Consider the following 17,130-nt stretch of genomic DNA (forward strand, 5'->3'; position numbering starts at 1 on the left):
CGCTAGCTCCCGACGCGATACCCCGTAGGACTCAAATGATATGTTTTTGTTTCGATATCGTTAAATAATGTTTGTGCTTTGAATCATTGGATTTCTATCTAAAAAGATGGATGGCAATTATCCAGCTGTTTTTAAATGATATTAATCGGATCTCGCGACATGGACCGAACATTCTGACACCCTAACAGGTGGCCTGCGCCCGGTTGCCGATGCCGCGTCACCATTATTGAATGAAACGAATCTCGCCCGAATGCGCGCGGCTCCGGCTGGCAGGGGACATCGTTGGTGGGAGGCACCGGCAGCGGGGATGGTGAGCCCGACAGGATTCGAACCTGTGACCCGCTGATTAAAAGTCAGCTGCTCTACCTACTGAGCTACGGGCCCACATCGCTGGGTGGAGCGGCTCACCTAAGGAGGGGGCGGCGGCGGGTCAAGCGTGCATGGAGTTGCGCCATGGTCAACCCGCTGACGGGGTCGCGCCAGCCGGGTGCGATGGCAGCCGCCGGACCCAGCACGAAGTCGCGCTGGCGGAACAGCAGGTGCGGCACAGTGAGGCGGGGGCCGGCGAAGGTCCCGCCCGACCACAACACTATGTCGAGATCGATCACGCGGGCTCGCCAGCGCTGTCCGCGCTTCACCCGGCCGAGCTGCGCCTCGAGATGCTGCAAGGCCTGGAGCAGCCCTGCCGGATCAAGCGGGCTATCTAGGACCAGCGCGGCATTGGCATAGCGCCTGAGCGACGGCCCGACAGGCGCGGTTTCGATCACCGGCGACACCGCCAGCACCTGGCCGAGCGTCCCGTCCACCAGTTGTGCCGCTTTCGCCACCACGGCGCGCGGTTGGCCGATTGCCGGATGGCGCTGGTTGGAACCGAGCGCGAGGACATAGCGAAACACCTCGGCCTATCCCGTCATCCGTTCGTGTCGAGCGAAGTCGAGACACATGGTGCGGGGTGTCTCGACTTCGCTCGACACGAACGGGGATTGGGGCATCAGCATGGCGGGAAACAAGGCTCAGATATCCTGCGCGATCCGCCCGTAAAGCTGCGGGCGGCGATCGCGGAAGAAGCCCCAGCTGGCGCGGTGGCGTCGGGCGGCCTCGAGGTCGAGCGTGGAGACCAGCGTGCCGGTCTCGTCCGCGCCGAACTGTTCCACCAGATCGCCCCACTCGTCGGCAATGAAGCTGTGGCCGTAGAAGCTGTTGCCGCTTTCCTGGCTGCCTTCGTGGCCGATGCGGTTGGCGGCGACCACCGGCATGCAATTGCTTACCGCATGGCCGACCATGGCGCGGCGCCACATGCGGCTGGTATCCATGTCGCGGTCCTTGGGTTCGGACCCGATGGCCGTGGGATAGAACAATACCTCGGCCCCCATCAGCGCCAGGCAGCGGGCTGTTTCGGGATACCACTGGTCCCAGCAGATGCCGATACCAATGCGCGCGACGCCGGTTGGCGTGGGCAGATCCCATACCTTGAAGCCATCGTTGCCCGGGCGGAAAAAGAACTTTTCCTCGTAACCTGGGCCATCGGGAATGTGGCTCTTGCGGTAAGTGCCCATGATCTCGCCCCCGGCATCGATCATGGCCATGGTGTTGTAATAGTGGTGGCCGTCACGCTCGAAAAAGCTGGTCGGGATGGCGACCTTCAGCTTTGCCGCCAGCGCCTGCATCGCGATCACCGAGGGATGCTGGGCCGTGGGGCGGGCGAGCGCGAAGAACTCGTCCTTCTCCTCGCGGCAGAAATAGGGGCCGGAAAACAGCTCTGGTGGGAGGATCACCTGCGCGCCTTCGCTCGCGGCTTGTTCCACCAGGGCGGAAACGGCGGCGATGTTCTCGCCCTCGTCATCGGACGAGAGGGCCAATTGGAGGGCGGCGACAGAGAGCTTGGTCATGTGCGCCAGTTAGCGACTGGCGGCACCCTTCTCAAGCACGGGTTCTCAGGGCCGCTTGCGGAACAGCAGGGTCATCCGGTCGCTTTCGCCGATGGCCGCGCGGCGGGCACGCTCCTCGCTGCCTTCGGGAGCGCCGGCAAAGCTGGGCGGCAAGGACCACACGCCGCCTTCCCAGTTGGCCGGATCGTTGGGATTGGCGTTGATCTCGCTGCGCGCAACGAGTTCGAAGCCATAGGCCGACAGCAGCCCGATCACGTCGGCCTCTCGCTGGTAGCCGCGATCACCCAGGACATAGGACATCGGCTGGCCGGGCGCGGCGCGGTGCTGTTCGATGCCCAGCAGGCCATCATCCTTCAACATCATGCGCGCCGTGACCATGGTTTCGTGCAACCAGCCAAGACGGCGGATATTGTGCATTTCGCGGAAAATCAGGAAGCGGTCGGCCGTGCCTGCCAGTTCTGCCGGAACGGTGGCGGAATTGGCTCCGATCACTCGCGCGCCTTGTCCCGCGACCCACTGCTGCGCCTGGGGGGGCAGTGTTTCGGCATAGTTGCGCATGTTGGCCATGAAGCCCGTGGCGTCATCCGCAATCGTCGGGTTGAGGCCGATATAGGTGCCTTCCGCGCCGAGATAGGGAATCAGCACACGGCTGAACCAGCCACCCGCCGGCATGAAATCCACTACGGTCATGCCCGGCCGGACATCGAAGAAGGCCAGCGTTTCGGCCGGATTGCGGTACTGGTCGCGCGCCCGGTCGGCATCGCGGCGGCTATCTGCCAGCACTTCGGCCAGTTCGGTTGGGATCTGGAGCTGGGCCGCAGCGGGCATGGACAGGGCGAGCGCCGCAGTGGCGGCAAGGGCGGCAAGGATGCGCATTGGGGGGCTCTCCGTTGTGGTCTGGTCGATCCTACCCCGATGGTCCGGGATGACAAGCGGGTCTTTCGTCCCCATCTCGGCCCGGCAAGGAGACGGTTTGATGGCGCAGGAACAGGCAATCATCGCGGGCGGATGCTTCTGGTGCACCGAAGCGGTATTCAACGACGTGGTGGGGGTGAACGAGGTCGAGAGCGGCTATATCGGCGGCAGCGTGCCCGATCCCACCTACAAGGCGGTGTGCAGCGGCACGACCGGCCATGCCGAGGCAATCCGCGTGACTTTCGATCCCGCCGTGGTCTCGCTGCCCGAAGTCTACGACATGTTCATGGGCACGCACGATCCCAGCCAGCTCAATCGCCAGGGCAACGACGTGGGCACGCAGTACCGCAGCGCGATTTTCCCGCTGGACGATGCCCAGCGTGCCGAGGCCGAGGCGGCGATTGCGCGGTGGAACGAGGGCCATCCCGGCAGCCGCGCCGTCACCACCATCGAAGGCCCTGCCCCATGGTATCCGGCGGAGGACTATCACCAAGGATATTGGGAAGGCGAAGGCCAGCGCAATTCCTATTGCCTGGCGGTTATCCCGCCCAAGCTAATGAAACTGCGCAAGAGCTTTGCGGCGAAAGTGAAAACCTAGCCCAGCAGGCGCGCGAGCCAGTCCCGGAAACGGTCCCATAGTGACGGCGGCAGGTCGGGTTCAACTTGCGGCGCCTCGCGGACCAGCCGGGCTCGCAGGTGGCTGTGATCGACCTCGGCATCGGCTACGGCGAACTGGAAGCGGCGGGGCTCCTTCGGCATCATCCACGAGAGGTCGGGACCGTCATCGAAGTAGTCCGGTTCGGGCTCGGGTTCGGGCTCGACCGGTTCGGGCATCATCGCGGCGAGCGGCAGGTCGAGCACCGGCTCTGCTGGATCGGGATCGGGCTCGGGTTCGGGTTGCGGCTGGACCAGCGCAACAGGTTCCGGCTCCGGTGCGGGGAGCGGCGGTGCGACCTGCTCCTCCACTACCGGTGGCAGGGCCTCGGCCTTGGTCAGGTGGCGCATGCGCTTTAACTGGTCCTCGATCGATGGGACCGAAGCTTCCCATTCCTCGCTATCGTCGAGCGAATAGCTTGGCGGTGCCGGTTCTTCCACCGGATCGGGCAGACGCAGGACCGGTGCTGGCTCGGGCTCAGGCTCCGGTTCGTCCCATGCCTCTTCAACGGCAGCAGGGGCGGCAACCGGCGGCTCCCAGTCCTCGTCGGCACCCAGCGGGGCGAGGCCCAGCAGCATCGACGGCATGCGCGGGCGTGCTTCCGTCACTGGATCGTCGGCTGCTTCCATGATCTGCGCGCCGCCCATGGCGATGGCCTGGTGCGCCTGTTCCAGCTCTTCGGCGGCCAGCATCAGCACCGGACGCTTCTTCTTCGGCGCACGCGGACCGCCACCGAGCAGGCTGCCATAGGGGCTGTCCGCCAGTTCGCCCGAGCGCAGCCGCGCCTCGTGGTCGATGATTTCAATGCGCGCAGGAACGGCCATTGGTCGGGCCTAGGACAATATGGTCTCGTTGTCCTTTCCAGGCATGGTTACTTTGGCCTTAACCCGCCCCTATGGGGCCACGAAGCGGGCGATGAAAAAGCCATCGATGCCGCCCTGTTCGGCCAGCATGCCGGGGTGGGTGCGCACGGTGCCGTCGGGTGACGGGGCAATTCCGGCGGGCAGCTCGTCCGCCGTGACCGGATCGGGCGTGAGCGCAATTGCGGCCGCCTGTTCCTCGCCCTCGGCCTGTTCCATCGAACAGGTGGCATAGACCAGCCGCCCGCCGGGCTTGAGCCAGCCCGCCGCCCGTTCGACCAGCGCGGCCTGCAGTTCGGCCATCTCGGCGATCTGGCGCGGGCCGATGCGGTGGAGCACATCGGGGTGGCGGCGACAGGTGCCGGTGGCGGTGCACGGCGCATCGAGCAGCACAGCGTCATAGGGTTCCTTCGGTCGCCAGAGCAGGGCGTCGGCCTCGATCACGTCAGCGGTCAGCCCGGTGCGGGCGAGATTCTCGCGCAATCGCTCCAGCCGCTTCTCGCTCATGTCGAGCGAGGTGACCCGCCAGCCCGCCGCCGCCAGTTGCAGCGTCTTGCCGCCCGGCGCTGAACACAGGTCGAGCGCGAACCTGCCCTCGCCAGCTCCAAGGAAACGCGCGGGCAGCGAGGCGGCGAGGTCCTGCACCCACCAGGCGCCCTCGTCGAAGCCCTCCAGCTTCTCCACCGCCGTGCCGCGCGCCAGCCGCACATGGCCGGGCATCAGCGATGTGCCGCCGAGGCGCTGCGCCCATTCGTCGGTTGTCGCAGGATCCCGCAACGTCAGGTCGAGCGGCGGCGGAACGGCGAGACCGGGGGCGATCTCGTTCGCCAGCTCTCCCCAACGGGCCAGCGCCAGGTCGGGCAGGGTCGGCACTTCGGGCAAGGTCACGCCGCGCTTCGACAGGGTGGAGAACACCCCGTGCGCCAGCCGCCGCGGCCCGCCATCGAGCAGCGGCAGTGCCGTCGCCACCACGGCATGGGGCGGGGTTTCCAGCCGCAGCAACTGGGCCAGCATCAACCGCAGCACGGCGCGCGGCTTGGCATCGTCGGCCAGGCGGTTGCGGGTGGCGCTGTCGATCAGCGCATCGAGATCGACCAGCCAGCGCAGCGCTTCGCCCGCGATGGCGCGGGCCAGCGCCCGGTCGGCTCCGTTCTGCACGCCCTTGAGCGCAGAACCCTGCGCCGTGTCGAGCGTTTCGCCCCGGCGCAGCACGGCGTCCATCAGTTTGAGCGCGGCGCGGCGGGCGGGAAGTCCGGCAGGATTGTCTTGAACCATGCCCCGGCCCTTAAGCGGCATTGCATCGCGATACCAGTGCGCCCATCTTCATGCCCATGACCAAACGCGCAACCCAGCGGCCTGCCACATTCGCCAAGCCCGCCCACTGGAGCAACGATCCCACCCCAGCGCCCGCAGCGCCGGTCGATGACGAGGAGCTGAGCCCCACCCGTTATGGCGACTGGGAAAAGAACGGCATCGCGATCGACTTTTAGACGATAGATTTCTAGCCGCTTTCTAGTCCCGGCCCTCGCCCGATCCGAACACCTTCGCCCAGTCCACCTTCATCAGCGCCACCAGCATGGCCAGCATGGCCACCTGCAATGCCACGCCCAGCGGGCTGGTCAGGCTGTCCTGGAACACGTGGCCGACCGAGGTATGCTCCGCCACCAGCCCTGCGGAACCGGCATAGAAGGTATAGGACACCAGCCGCCCGGAAAAGAAAGCCAGGGTGAACGGCAGGATCCGCACTCCCGTCAGCCCCACGGCGGCAAACAGCTGCGCCGAAGGCAGGGGTGATACGGCAAACAGCGCCAGAGCGGCGAGGCCGCTATGCTTCTTGCGCTCGAACGCGGCGCGCGCGGCGGCGAGGTTGGCGCGGGTCTTTTCGGAGACATAGCGGGCAAAGAACCGGAAGCCGTGGGCCAGCACGTATCGCCCTGATGCCGCCGCCAGGGCCGCAACCGGCACCAGTCCCATAAGCGGCAGGTCCGAATTCAGCCCATAGAGCACCAGGATCGCCGCCGTCGGCGGCCCGAAGGCCGGCAGCAGGTTGATGCCGAACACCAGTGCAAACAGGATGAGGTATTCGGTCATAAGGTTCGAACGTTTTCCTCGATTTTCTGCGATTACACCCACGGTCCGTTCGCATCGAGCGAAGTCGAGATGCCGTGCTGCGGTGTCTCGACTTCGCTCGACACGAACGGGAGCGAAGTTAAATTGGCCGAACTAGACCCAGCCCGCCAGTTCCCGCCGGATCAGCCCTTCCAGCATCGCCATGCCATGTGCCCCATCGTTGAGACATGACAGCGCGGCAAACTGCTCGCCGCCTGCTTCGGTGAACTGCTCCTTGCCCCGGATCGCCAGTTCCTCCAGCGTTTCGAGGCAATCGGCGGAGAAGCCCGGCGCAGCGATGGCGAGGCGTTTGGTTCCTGCCGCCGCCTCTTCCTCCAGCACCGTGTCGGTGGCAGGCTCCAGCCACTTGGCCCGCCCGAAGCGGCTCTGGAACGTGGTCCGCACGCGCAAGTCAGAGCGACCAAGTGCGGTGGTCAGCAGGCGTGCGGTCTTCATGCAGTGGCAGTGGTAGGGATCGCCCAGTTCCAGCGTCCGCTGAGGCATACCGTGAAAGCTGAGCAGGAGCACTTCCGGCGCAAATTCCAGCGCATCGAGCTGCGCGCCAAGGTCTGCTGCCAGCGCCGCGATATATGTCGGATCATCGTGATAGGGTGGCATGACGCGCAATGTCGGTTGCCAGCGCATGGCTTTCAGCGTGTCGCCAGCCTTGTCCACCACGGTCGCCGTGGTCGCGCCGCAATATTGCGGATAGAGCGGGGCGAGCAGGATCCGCTCGCAACCGTTGGCCATCATCGCCTGCAACTGGCGCGGGATCGATGGCTCGCCATAGCGCATGGCCCAGTCCACCTGCACCTTATGGCCCAGCCGCTCGGCCAGGCCCAGCGCCTGGCGGTAGGTGATCGCGGCCAGTGGCGAGCCGTCGTCGGTCCATACCTGTTGATAGGCGTGGGCGCTCTTCTTCGGGCGCGTGTTGAGGATGATGCCGCGCAGGATCGGCTGCCATGCGATGGGCGGGATTTCCACCACGCGCCGGTCGGACAGGAATTCGGCCAGATAGGTCTTCACCGCTCCGGCAGTCGGCGCGGCAGGCGTGCCGAGGTTGACGATCAGCACGCCCACCTTGCCGCTTTTGACCGGCGGGTGGTCGGTCGGCAACTGCTGGTCAGTCCAGGTCATTGGTCAAGGCTCACTGGTCATCTGCTCCTGCATCGGGCTGCTGGCTGTCCAGTGCCTCGGCGGTAGTGGGTTGGCCGCCGCTTCCATCGACCGGGGCTTCGGTGCCCGCTTCGGGCGGCGGCGCGGCACGCATGGCGCGGGAAAGGTCGAACGGCAAGCTGCGAAGGGCAAGGCCGGTGGCCGAATGGAACGCGGCGGCCATGGCCGGGGCCACCGCAGGCACGCCGATCTCCCCCGGATCGAAGCTGTCGCCGTCGCTGTCCACCAGGTCCACGGTGATGCGCGGGCAATCGGCCAGCCCCGGCACCCGCAATTCGTTGAGGCGGGCAAGCGCAGGCCGCCCCTCGGCATAGCGGGTCGAGCAGCCGAGCGCGAGGCCGAGAGCGAAGACTACCCCGCCTTCGATCTGTTGCAGGGCGATGTCGCGGTTGACCACGCGGCCGATATCGACCGCCACGGCGATGTCGCTCACCCCGACCCCACGTTCATTGGTGCCAGCCGTGGCGACCACGGCCACGCGGCCGGTGCGTCCGCCCACCTCCATCCGGTGGCAGGCGATGCCCTGCCCGGTGCCACGGCCGCCGCCATCCCAGTCGCCCAGCCGCGCAGCGCGTTGCAGGCATTCGACCAGTTTCGGATCGCCGCCCAGCATCGCGATGCGGAAGCTCATCGGCTCGTGCCCGCCGCGCCGGGCAACCTCGTTGATGAAGCTTTCTATCATGAAGCAGGTGAGGCCGTGGGCATTGCCGCGCATCCGCCCCGATGGCAGCGGCAGGTCCACCGGCAGGTGATAGATCGCCAGGTCCGGAATGGCATAGGGCGGGTCGATGCCTTCCAGCGCCAGCGGGTCGATCTCGCCCGCCACCGCCTCGATCGCGGCCCAGCCGGTCAGGTTGTCGAACAGGCGGCGGCCGAATTCCAGCGCGGCAGGCGGCGTGGCAACGCGGACGCGCATTTTGGCGATGCGGCCATCCTGCGTCAGTTGCGCGCCAATCAGGGCGGCGGCGGGCGGGCGCGGTTGCAGGGCGAGCTGTTCCTCCGCCCGCGACCAGGTCAGTTGCACCGGGCGGTTCAGTTCGCGCGTAATCAGCGCGGCTTCGATGGCGTGGTCATGTTCCAGCCGCCGGTCGAAGCTGCCCCCGGCCGGCATGGGATAGAGCACCACGTCGGACCGGGCGATGCCGATGGCTTTTGCCGCGGCTGCCCGTGCTGCTTCGGGGGCCTGGCTCGCCATCCACAATTCCAGCCGTCCATTGGCCAGCCGCGCGGTTACGCTGGAGGTCTCGATCGTGGCGTGGACGGCAGGGGCGATGTCGTATCGCAGGGCCATCGACGGGGTGTAATTGTCGTCGCCCTCGCCCCGGCTGGCCAGCAACTGTCCCGATCCCCGGCGCACCGCATCGTCGAGCGCGGCCTCGATCCGTTCGCTGCGCACCACGCGTTCTGCAGCAAAGCGCGGATTCATCGCGGTGAGCGCGCGTTCGGCGGTCCACCAGTCGGTCGCGGCGGCGGCGAGCCAGCGCTTGCCGCGCACCACCCCCACCAGACCGCTGATCCCGGCAGTGTTCTGCACGTCATAGCCGGTCAGTTCCGCCTGTTCGCGCGGGCCGTGGCGGATCGCGGCATAGACCATGTCGGCCAGGCGCACGTCGGCGGCGAAGAGGTAGGAGCCATCGACCTTGGACGGCAGGTCGAGCCGGGGGAAGGCCGTGGCGGCCACCGCGTCGCCCGCCGCCAGCGCCGGATCGTCGAACGCCGGATCGCGCGGGGCCTGCGGGCGCAGAGGCGGGGGATCGGGCGGCTCGAACCCTGCCGCTTCCAGCGCCAGTTCGCCGAAAGTCAGCCGCCGGTCCTCGAACACCACGAAGCCGGCCTCGACCTCGCACTGCTCCCACGACACGCCCCAGCGTTCGGCGGCAGCCATTTCCAGCATGGCGCGGGCAGATGCGGCGGCGAGGCGGCAGGGCATTTCAAAGGCGGCCATGCCCGTGCCGTCGGCTGTGGCGGAAAAGCTGTTGCGTTCGGCCCATCGGCGCAGCAGCAGGTCGTCGGGCTCGTCGGCCAGGGCCTGGATGGCGGGCCGCCACAACGGAGCCCAGCGCGCCGCCAGCGGCAGGTTGGCATAGGCCCCACTGACCGGCGCGGGCTCCACTGCCACCTGCCGCCAGTCGGCCCCCAGCTCCATCGCCACGACCTGCGGCAACAGGGTGGTGATGCCCTGCCCCATCTCGAGCTGCGGCACGGCGACGGTCACTACGCCATCGCTGGCGATCTTGAGCCAGGCGTCGAATGCAGTCTCGCCCGCCAGTGGCTCCAGCGGGCTGTCGAACCGGCGCGGCAGCAGGGAAAAGGCGACGAGCAGCCCGCCGCCCACGGCAGCCCCCGTCAACACCCTGCGCCTGGTCAGCTTCAAGCCCGTTCTGCTCCTCTCTGCCCTTCTAGGCCCGTTTCAACCCTTGTTGCTATCCAGCCATTGGCCCAGCCTGCCGGCAATCGCGGCGAAGACCTGGCCCTGCTCGCCATCGCTGGCGGCGGGCGGCTGCCCGGTGTCGCTCGCCACGCGAATCGCCATGTGGAGCGGCACGCGGCCGAGGAATTCGTGCCCCAGCGCCCGCGCCGCCGCTTCTGCCCCGCCGCTGCCGAAGGGATCGCTCGCCTCGCCGCAATGCGGGCAGACATAGCCCGCCATGTTCTCGACCATGCCGACAACCGGGATTTTCGCCTGCGAAAACAAGTCGATGGCCCGCGTGGCATCGATCAGCGCCAGGTCCTGCGGAGTGGTGACGATCAGCGCCCCGTCGGGTTTGAACTTCTGCAGCATGGTAAGTTGCACATCCCCGGTGCCGGGCGGCAGATCGACCAGCAGCAGTTCCGCATCGCCCCAGTCGGCTTCCATCATCTGGGTGAGGGCCTGGCCCACCATCGGCCCGCGCCAGGCAATCGCCTTGCCGCCTTCGACCAGCTGCGCCATCGACAGCAGCTTCACGCCGAATTCACTGTCCACCGGGATCAGGGTATTGCCCTCGGCCCGCGGTTTTCCGCGTGCGGGGTCGAGCAGCATAACCTGGCTGGGACCATAGATATCGGCATCGACCACGCCCACCTTGCGGCCCATCTTGGCCAGCGCCACGGCGAGATTGGCGGTGAGGGTGGACTTGCCCACCCCGCCCTTGCCCGAGCCGACCGCAACGATCCGGCGCTTCACGCGCTCGCTCATCAGGGCGACGCGAACCTCGGTCACGCCCGGCACGCGGGATGCCGCCTGCTCCAATTCCTTCTGCAACTGCGCCGCCGCACTGCGGCCAAGGACCCCGGCATCGGCGATGATGGTGGCCACGCCATCGGTAAATTTGACCGAACGGACCATGGCGGAGAGTTCAGCAGGAAGGGCCTGACGGATGATTTCTGGGCTGCTCATCGCGCCCTGCTAGCGACACTTGTGACTTGGTGCAGCGAAAATTGCCGTCTCTCCCCTGTTTTTTGCGGATTTGCCCCCTATACAGGTTGGCATGGAGAGACTGGGCGGATTGTTCGAAAAGATCGCTTTGGCGATGGCTGGTAAAAAGAACCCCTGGGGCGGAAGCTCCGGCGGAGGCGGTTCCAGTGGTGATGGTGATGGTGGCGGACCCGACGGTCCGGCCGAGGGCAGCGAGGGCACGCCCCCGCGGGGTCCGCGCAATCCGTGGCTGCCCGGCGGCAGCGGCGGCGGCAATGACAACGGCGGTGAAGCCGGCGACAAGCCGCGCCGTTCCGCGTCGATCGAGGACCTGTTCAAGCATCGTGGCCCCGAAGGACCGCGCCGCACCGGCGGCGGCGGCCCGCGCGGCCCCAATTTCCGGATGCCGCAACGGCCCGGGGGTGGCAGCTGGCTGCCGCTGGGGCTGGGCGCGGTGGCAGTCATCTGGCTGTTCGTTTCCAGCGTCCACTTCATCCAGCCGCGCGAGCAGGCCGTGGTGACATGGCTGGGCGGGCGCTACTCCACCACGCTGGGGCCGGGCACGAACTTCACCATGCCATGGCCGATCCAGATCGTGGATGTAGAGAACGTCAGCGAAATCCGCACCGAGCGGATTCCCGAAGGCAACGAGGAAAAGCTGATCCTCACTGCCGACCAGAACCTGGTGAACCTGACTTACCTTATCCGGTGGAATATCTCGGACCTCTCGCTGTTCCGCTATCAGCTTGAGGAACCGCGCGAGACCCTGCGCGAAATGGGCGAGGCAGCGATGCGCGCCGCCGTGGCCGAACAATCACTCGACCGGATCCTGACAGGTGAAGGCCGCGCTTCTGCCCAGGAAGCCGTGCGCAACAATATGCAGGGGATGCTCGATGCCTTCCGGTCCGGCATCCAGGTGCAGGGCGTGGAAATCGAACGGACCGATGCGCCCGAACAGGTGATCGAGGCGTTCAACGACGTGCTCGCCGCCCGGCAGAATGCCGAACGCGCGATCAACGAAGCGCGCCGCTATGAACAGCAGTTGCTGGCGCAAGCACAGGGTGATGCTGCCGCGTTCGACAACATCTATGCCGAATATCGCCTTGCCCCAGAAGTCACCCGCCGCCGGCTCTATTACGAAACCATGGAAGCCGTGCTGTCCAGGACCGACAAGACCATCGTGGAGACTTCCGGCGTGACGCCTTACCTGCCGCTACCCGAATTCCGCCGCCGCCAGGTGTCGGGTGCTGCCGCCCCGGCCCCGTCGGATCCGCCAGCAGCCCCCCGCGTAAATGGAGGGCAGTGACATGTGGGAACAGCACAAGACCTCGATCATCGCTGTCGGCGTGGCGCTGGTAGCCTTGCTCAGCACCGTGGTGATCATTCCTGAAACCCAGCAAGGCGTGAAAATCCGCGCCGGGCAGCCGGTCTATACGGTCAACCAGTTCAAGCCGGACCAGCAGTTCGGCGAAACCGGCGCCGGTATCTGGTATCGAATTCCGCTTTACGAGCGCATCCAGATGGTCGATCGCCGCGTGCTCGACCTCGAAATGGAACGGCAGGAAGTGCTGGCAATCGACCAGCAGCGCCTGGTGGTCGATGCCTATGCCCGTCTTCGCATCATCGATCCGGTGCTGATGGTCGAACGGGCGGGGACCGAAGCCCAGTTGCGGATGAACCTGCTACCAATCATGAACTCGGCACTTCGGCAGGAGCTGGGCCGTCGTACCTTCGCCAGCCTGCTGACGCCGGAACGCGGCAACGCGATGACCAACATCAAGACCGCGCTCGACATCCAGGCGCGGCAATATGGTGCGCAGATCCTCGACGTGCGGATCAAGCGCGCCGACCTGCCTGAAGGCACGCCGTTGCAGGCGGCCTTCAGCCGGATGGAATCGGACCGGCAAGAAGAAGCCGGCACGATCCGCGCGGTGGGCGCGCGTGACGCGCGAATCATCACTTCCGAAGCCCAGGCCTCGGCCGCGAATATCTATGCCGAAGCCTACAACAAGGATCCGGAGTTCTACGACTTCTACCGCGCCATGCAGTCCTATCGCGCCACATTCGAATCGGATGATAGCGAAGCGGCCATCATCATGAGCCCGGACAACGAATATCTGCGCCAATTCCGCGGCGGCTAGAGTCCGGCCGCCTTCTCCCGGTCGACGACTACATTTGTCGTTCAAAGCCGGTTCAGGTGTCTTGGGGTGAAAATGCAGCGGGGACACACATGGCTTCGTCCGCCCTTGCGGATAGGCGAAGCGGCCATAGATTGAGCTATTGAAGGATGAACAAGGACGTGAAGCCAGTGCGATATTCTTACGGCATCACCTCGGCCCTGCTTGCCGGCGGGGCGGCCATCAGCCTGATCACCGGGATCCCGGCAGGCGCGCAAGTCGCGCAGAACGAACTGCTGCAGACGGGCAATGCCGTGCCGGTGGCCGGTGCGCCGTCAAGCTTTGCCGACCTGACCGAGGCGCTGACTCCGGCGGTGGTGAACATCTCTACCCGCCAGCGGGTGACGATCGAGAACACCAACCCCTTTGCCGGAACGCCCTTTGCCGACATGTTCGGCAATCGCGGCGGCGGCGGGCCGACGACCCGCGAGGCGCAGTCATTGGGCTCGGGCTTCATCGTTTCGGCCGATGGCTATGTCGTCACCAACAACCACGTGATCAATCCGCCGGATTCGCGGGCGCAACTCCAGTCTGTCACCGTCACCCTGGCTGACGGCTCGGCCTATGAGGCAGAAGTCGTCGGCAGTGACGAGCAGAGCGACCTGGCCGTGCTCAAGATCGGTCGTCCGCAACCCTTCCCCTTCGTCCGCTTCGGCGATTCCACCGCATCGCGGGTGGGTGACTGGGTGATCGCCATCGGCAACCCGTTCGGCCTCGATGGCACTGTAACTGCCGGGATCATCTCGGCGGTCTATCGCTCCACCGGCAACCGCGGCGCGTTCGACCGCTATATCCAGACCGATGCCTCGATCAATCGCGGCAATTCCGGCGGACCGCTGTTCGACATGGCGGGCAATGTGATCGGGGTGAACAACGCCATCCTGTCGCCCTCGGGCGGCAATGTCGGCATCGGCCTTGCCATCCCGGCAGAGGATGCGCAGCCAATCATTCAGCAGCTGATCAGCGGCGAGGAAATCGCCCGCGGTTTCCTCGGCGTGCAGATCAACCCGATCGATCGCGATTTCGCCGAGGCGCTGGGTATCCCGGAAAACAGCGGCGAATTCATCCAGTCGGTCCAGCCGGGCCAGGCGGCCGAGTCCGCCGGCCTCCAATCGGGCGACGTGGTGCTCTCGGTCAACAACGTCGACATCACGCGCAATACGAGCCTGTCTTATATCGTCTCCAATATCGCGCCGGGCACCCGGGTGCCGGTCGAATACCTGCGCGATGGCGAACGCCGCCGCGCCACGGTGACCGTGGGCCGCCGCCCGAGCGAGGCCGAACTGCGCACCCAGGCGCAGACCTTCGATCCCGACGATGAAGCCCAGGGCCAGATCGATCCGGGCAAGGGCACCGGCCTCACCGAACAGGCGCTGGGCGTGCAGGCCATCGCCTTGACGCCGCAGATCGCCCGCAGCCTCGGCGCTGCAGCCGATGTCACCGGCGTGGTGGTCAATGCGGTGGATGCCAGTTCGGACGCTGCCACCAAGGGCCTCGGTCGCGGCACCATCATCACCAGCGCCAATGGCCAGGCAGTGACCACGCCCGAAGCGCTCGAAGCGCAGGTCCGGGCAGTCCAGGCCGAAGGACGCGATGCCATCCTGCTCAGGATCATCGTGCGCGGCCAGCCGGCCCGCACTATCCCGGTCCGCTTGCGCGCCGCCAACTAGGCTTTCGCGCAGAGGCACGAAAAAGGGGCCGCTCCTTAGCCGGGAGCGGCCCCTTTTTCGTGTGTTCCCTCAGTCAATCCCGCTGTCAGGGTGCCGCGCCGCGTGGCGGATCGGCTCCGCGCCGAACATTGACATTGCCCGGCCCCTGGCGGGCGGAGGGAAGCGCACCTCCGGTCGCCTGTTCGAGGAAATCGTCGGTTGCCGCAGGGGGCGGATCGGGCAGGCCCATGCTCTCGACCCCGCCTCTGGGAGGCAACCCCGGACCGCCGCCACGCTCGCCATCCACATCGAAGCCGCTGCCTGATCGTGAGCCCTGGCCGGCCGGCTCGACCAGGTTGCCCTGCTCGTCGATGTAGTAATAGTCGCCCGGATCGCCGTAGTAATACTCGTCATCCGGCTCCAGCTGCCATTCGGGCAGTTGCAGGTCGGTATCGAATTCCTCGACCGGCCGGTCACGCACGGCATAGCGCATATAGGCAGCAAAGGCCCGCGCCGGGGCCGTGCCGCCCTGCAGGCCCGCAACCGCTGCGTTGTCATCCCGGCCCATCCACACGCCGGTGGTAATGCCGCTGGAAAAACCGACGAACCAGCCGTCCTTGTTGCTGGTGGTCGTGCCGGTCTTGCCCGCCACCGGCCGCCCGATCTGTGCCGCGCGACCGGTGCCGGTGTTGACCGCGGTCTGCAACAGGTCGGTAATGCCGGCGGCGACATAGTCGGGCACCAGGGTATAGGCGCGGGCTTCCTTGTGGCGGTACAACTCCTCGCCATCGGCCGTGGTCACCCGCACGATGCCATAGGGCTCGATCGACTGGCCGCGCGCGGCAACGGCGGCAAAGGCGCGGGTCATGTCGATCACGCGTACTTCGGAACTGCCCAGCACCATGGCGGGCTGGGTGTTGATGTCGGATGTTATGCCGAACCGCCGCGCCATGTTGGCGACATTGGAAAAGCCCACCTCGTTGCCCAGTTGCGCCGCCACTGTGTTGACCGAATAGGCAAAGGCCGACCGCACATCGATGTCGCCGGTGAACCGGCCATTGGAATTGCGCGGGCTCCACCCGTTGATCGTGACGGGCACATCGCGCACACCGGAGCCGGGCGTGTAGCCCGCTTCCAGCGCGGCGAGATAGACGAACAGCTTCCACGCCGAACCCGGCTGGCGCATGGCGGTTGTGGCGCGATTGTAATTGCTGGCGACATAGTCTGTCCCGCCCACCATCGCCAGGATCGCGCCATCGCGGTCCAGGCTGACCAGCGCGCCCTGGGCCCCGCCCGGCACGTTGCTGGTGATGGCGGCGGTAGCGGCGGCCTGCATCCCGGTATCGATCGTGGTCCACACCTCGATCGGCTCGAACGTGCCGTTGGGCAGCAGCAGGTCAAGCTGGGGGAGCACCCAGTCGGTAAAGTAGCGCACCGAATTCTGGCCCGATTCTGCGCGCAGGCGGACAGTGGTCACATCGACTTCGCGCGCGAGGGCCGGATCGAGATCGCCATAGCGGACCATCTGCTGCACCACCACGTTGGCGCGGCTGACCGCGGCATCGATGTCTGCAGTGGGCGAATAGCGGCTGGGCGCTTTCACCAGCCCGGCAATGATGGCGGCTTCTTCCAGCGTCAGTTCGCGGGCGGAATGGCTGAAGAACCGGCGGCTGGCCGAATCGATGCCATAGGCCCCGCCGCCGAAATAGACCTTGTTGAGGTAGAGCTCTAGGATCTGCTCCTTGGAGAAATTCCATTCCAGCGCCATGGCCAGGATCGCCTCGTTGACCTTGCGATCGAGTGTGCGGTTGGAATTAAGGAATACGTTGCGTGCCAGCTGCTGGGTAATGGTCGAGGTGGCCGACACCTGCCGGTCTTCCGAAAAGGCGTTCCACAGAGCGCGGCCCAGGCCCAGCGGATCGAGCCCGAAGTGCGAATAGAAGCGGTGATCCTCCACGCTGATCATCGCCTGCTTCATCACGTCGGGAATTTCGTCCTGCCGCAGCCACTCGCCATAGGACGGGCCAAGCGCCACGATCTCGCTGCCGTCGCGCGCGCGCACCACAATGGACTGGCCGGTCTGGCTGCTCATCAGGGCGGAATAGCTGGGCATCTCGCGCGCGGCGAAGAATACGGCAGTGAAAATGCCGATGGCAGCGACAATGCCGAGCGCGCCCCCAGCCATCGCGGCCCGCCTGAACCAGCGCCAGAACGTCGCCTTCCACCCGCTTGTGCGGGGAGGCGGCGCTGCACTTCGCGACTTTCTGGAGCGCTCGCCCCGCCTGCTTGCCATCTGGCTTCCG

15 protein-coding genes and 1 tRNA gene are annotated in these 17,130 nt (G+C 66.3%); 5 read left to right on the top strand and 11 right to left on the bottom strand.

The window, feature by feature from the left end:
- Nucleotides 1–308 precede the first annotated feature (308 nt).
- The 4 genes from M3P36_RS13235 to M3P36_RS13250 all read right to left on the bottom strand — a co-directional run bounded on the left by M3P36_RS13235 (nucleotide 309) and on the right by M3P36_RS13250 (nucleotide 2,765).
- Nucleotides 309–384: transfer RNA gene (locus M3P36_RS13235), tRNA-Lys, on the bottom strand.
- 20 nt (nucleotides 385–404) lie between these two features.
- Nucleotides 405–896 (bottom strand): 2-amino-4-hydroxy-6-hydroxymethyldihydropteridine diphosphokinase, encoded by a 492-nt coding sequence (gene folK, locus M3P36_RS13240; RefSeq protein ID WP_249704167.1) that lies wholly within the window; start codon nucleotides 894–896, stop codon nucleotides 405–407.
- Nucleotides 897–1,013: 117 nt separating this feature from the next.
- Nucleotides 1,014–1,889 (bottom strand): N-carbamoylputrescine amidase, encoded by an 876-nt coding sequence (aguB, locus tag M3P36_RS13245; RefSeq protein ID WP_249704168.1) that lies wholly within the window; start codon nucleotides 1,887–1,889, stop codon nucleotides 1,014–1,016.
- A 45-nt stretch (nucleotides 1,890–1,934) separates the two neighbouring features.
- Nucleotides 1,935–2,765 (bottom strand): class I SAM-dependent methyltransferase, encoded by an 831-nt coding sequence (locus tag M3P36_RS13250; RefSeq protein WP_249704169.1) that lies wholly within the window; start codon nucleotides 2,763–2,765, stop codon nucleotides 1,935–1,937.
- Nucleotides 2,766–2,865: 100 nt separating this feature from the next.
- Here M3P36_RS13250 and msrA point away from each other — a divergent pair, with 100 nt between their 5' ends.
- Nucleotides 2,866–3,402 carry a peptide-methionine (S)-S-oxide reductase MsrA gene (msrA, locus tag M3P36_RS13255; protein ID WP_249704170.1) on the top strand — a complete coding sequence of 179 codons (537 nt, stop codon included), beginning with the start codon at nucleotides 2,866–2,868 and terminating at the stop codon, nucleotides 3,400–3,402.
- On the opposite strand, the gene M3P36_RS13260 is transcribed toward msrA, so the two are convergent.
- The gene (locus M3P36_RS13260; RefSeq protein ID WP_249704171.1) at nucleotides 3,399–4,283 is read right to left on the bottom strand and encodes a hypothetical protein; all 885 of its coding nucleotides are present in this window, start codon (nucleotides 4,281–4,283) and stop codon (nucleotides 3,399–3,401) included. The two genes, msrA and M3P36_RS13260, sit on opposite strands and share 4 nt — an antisense overlap.
- Before the next feature lie 69 nt (nucleotides 4,284–4,352).
- The gene (locus M3P36_RS13265) at nucleotides 4,353–5,594 is read right to left on the bottom strand and encodes an RsmB/NOP family class I SAM-dependent RNA methyltransferase (protein WP_249704172.1); all 1,242 of its coding nucleotides are present in this window, start codon (nucleotides 5,592–5,594) and stop codon (nucleotides 4,353–4,355) included.
- 56 nt (nucleotides 5,595–5,650) lie between these two features.
- Here M3P36_RS13265 and M3P36_RS13270 point away from each other — a divergent pair, with 56 nt between their 5' ends.
- Nucleotides 5,651–5,809, top strand: coding sequence for a DUF1674 domain-containing protein (locus tag M3P36_RS13270; RefSeq protein ID WP_249704173.1), 159 nt, complete (start codon nucleotides 5,651–5,653; stop codon nucleotides 5,807–5,809).
- A gap of 22 nt (nucleotides 5,810–5,831) precedes the next feature.
- Here M3P36_RS13270 and M3P36_RS13275 read toward each other — a convergent pair whose 3' ends face one another.
- From M3P36_RS13275 to M3P36_RS13290, 4 genes are all read right to left on the bottom strand, one after another.
- Nucleotides 5,832–6,410, bottom strand: coding sequence for a hypothetical protein (locus M3P36_RS13275; protein ID WP_249704174.1), 579 nt, complete (start codon nucleotides 6,408–6,410; stop codon nucleotides 5,832–5,834).
- Nucleotides 6,411–6,542: 132 nt separating this feature from the next.
- Nucleotides 6,543–7,565, bottom strand: coding sequence for a ferrochelatase (hemH, locus tag M3P36_RS13280; RefSeq protein WP_249704175.1), 1,023 nt, complete (start codon nucleotides 7,563–7,565; stop codon nucleotides 6,543–6,545).
- A 10-nt stretch (nucleotides 7,566–7,575) separates the two neighbouring features.
- Entirely contained in the window at nucleotides 7,576–9,978 is a 2,403-nt protein-coding gene (locus M3P36_RS13285; RefSeq protein ID WP_249704176.1) for a molybdopterin cofactor-binding domain-containing protein, read from the bottom strand.
- Nucleotides 9,979–10,014: 36 nt separating this feature from the next.
- On the bottom strand, nucleotides 10,015–10,983 hold the full coding sequence (locus tag M3P36_RS13290; protein ID WP_249704177.1) for an Mrp/NBP35 family ATP-binding protein: 969 nt from the start codon (nucleotides 10,981–10,983) through the stop codon (nucleotides 10,015–10,017).
- A 91-nt stretch (nucleotides 10,984–11,074) separates the two neighbouring features.
- On the opposite strand from M3P36_RS13290, the gene hflK reads away from it, so the two are divergent.
- From hflK to M3P36_RS13305, 3 genes are all read left to right on the top strand, one after another.
- The gene (gene hflK / locus M3P36_RS13295; RefSeq protein ID WP_249704178.1) at nucleotides 11,075–12,307 is read left to right on the top strand and encodes a protease modulator HflK; all 1,233 of its coding nucleotides are present in this window, start codon (nucleotides 11,075–11,077) and stop codon (nucleotides 12,305–12,307) included.
- Nucleotide 12,308: 1 nt separating this feature from the next.
- The gene (hflC, locus tag M3P36_RS13300) at nucleotides 12,309–13,142 is read left to right on the top strand and encodes a protease modulator HflC (protein WP_249704179.1); all 834 of its coding nucleotides are present in this window, start codon (nucleotides 12,309–12,311) and stop codon (nucleotides 13,140–13,142) included.
- Between the two features lie 167 nt (nucleotides 13,143–13,309).
- Nucleotides 13,310–14,848 carry a trypsin-like peptidase domain-containing protein gene (locus tag M3P36_RS13305; RefSeq protein ID WP_502798386.1) on the top strand — a complete coding sequence of 513 codons (1,539 nt, stop codon included), beginning with the start codon at nucleotides 13,310–13,312 and terminating at the stop codon, nucleotides 14,846–14,848.
- 85 nt (nucleotides 14,849–14,933) lie between these two features.
- On the opposite strand, the gene M3P36_RS13310 is transcribed toward M3P36_RS13305, so the two are convergent.
- Nucleotides 14,934–17,120 (bottom strand): transglycosylase domain-containing protein, encoded by a 2,187-nt coding sequence (locus M3P36_RS13310; protein ID WP_502798385.1) that lies wholly within the window; start codon nucleotides 17,118–17,120, stop codon nucleotides 14,934–14,936.
- Nucleotides 17,121–17,130 lie beyond the last annotated feature (10 nt).

Source organism: Altererythrobacter sp. KTW20L, from assembly GCF_023501975.1.
Taxonomy (GTDB): Bacteria; Pseudomonadota; Alphaproteobacteria; order Sphingomonadales; family Sphingomonadaceae; genus Alteraurantiacibacter.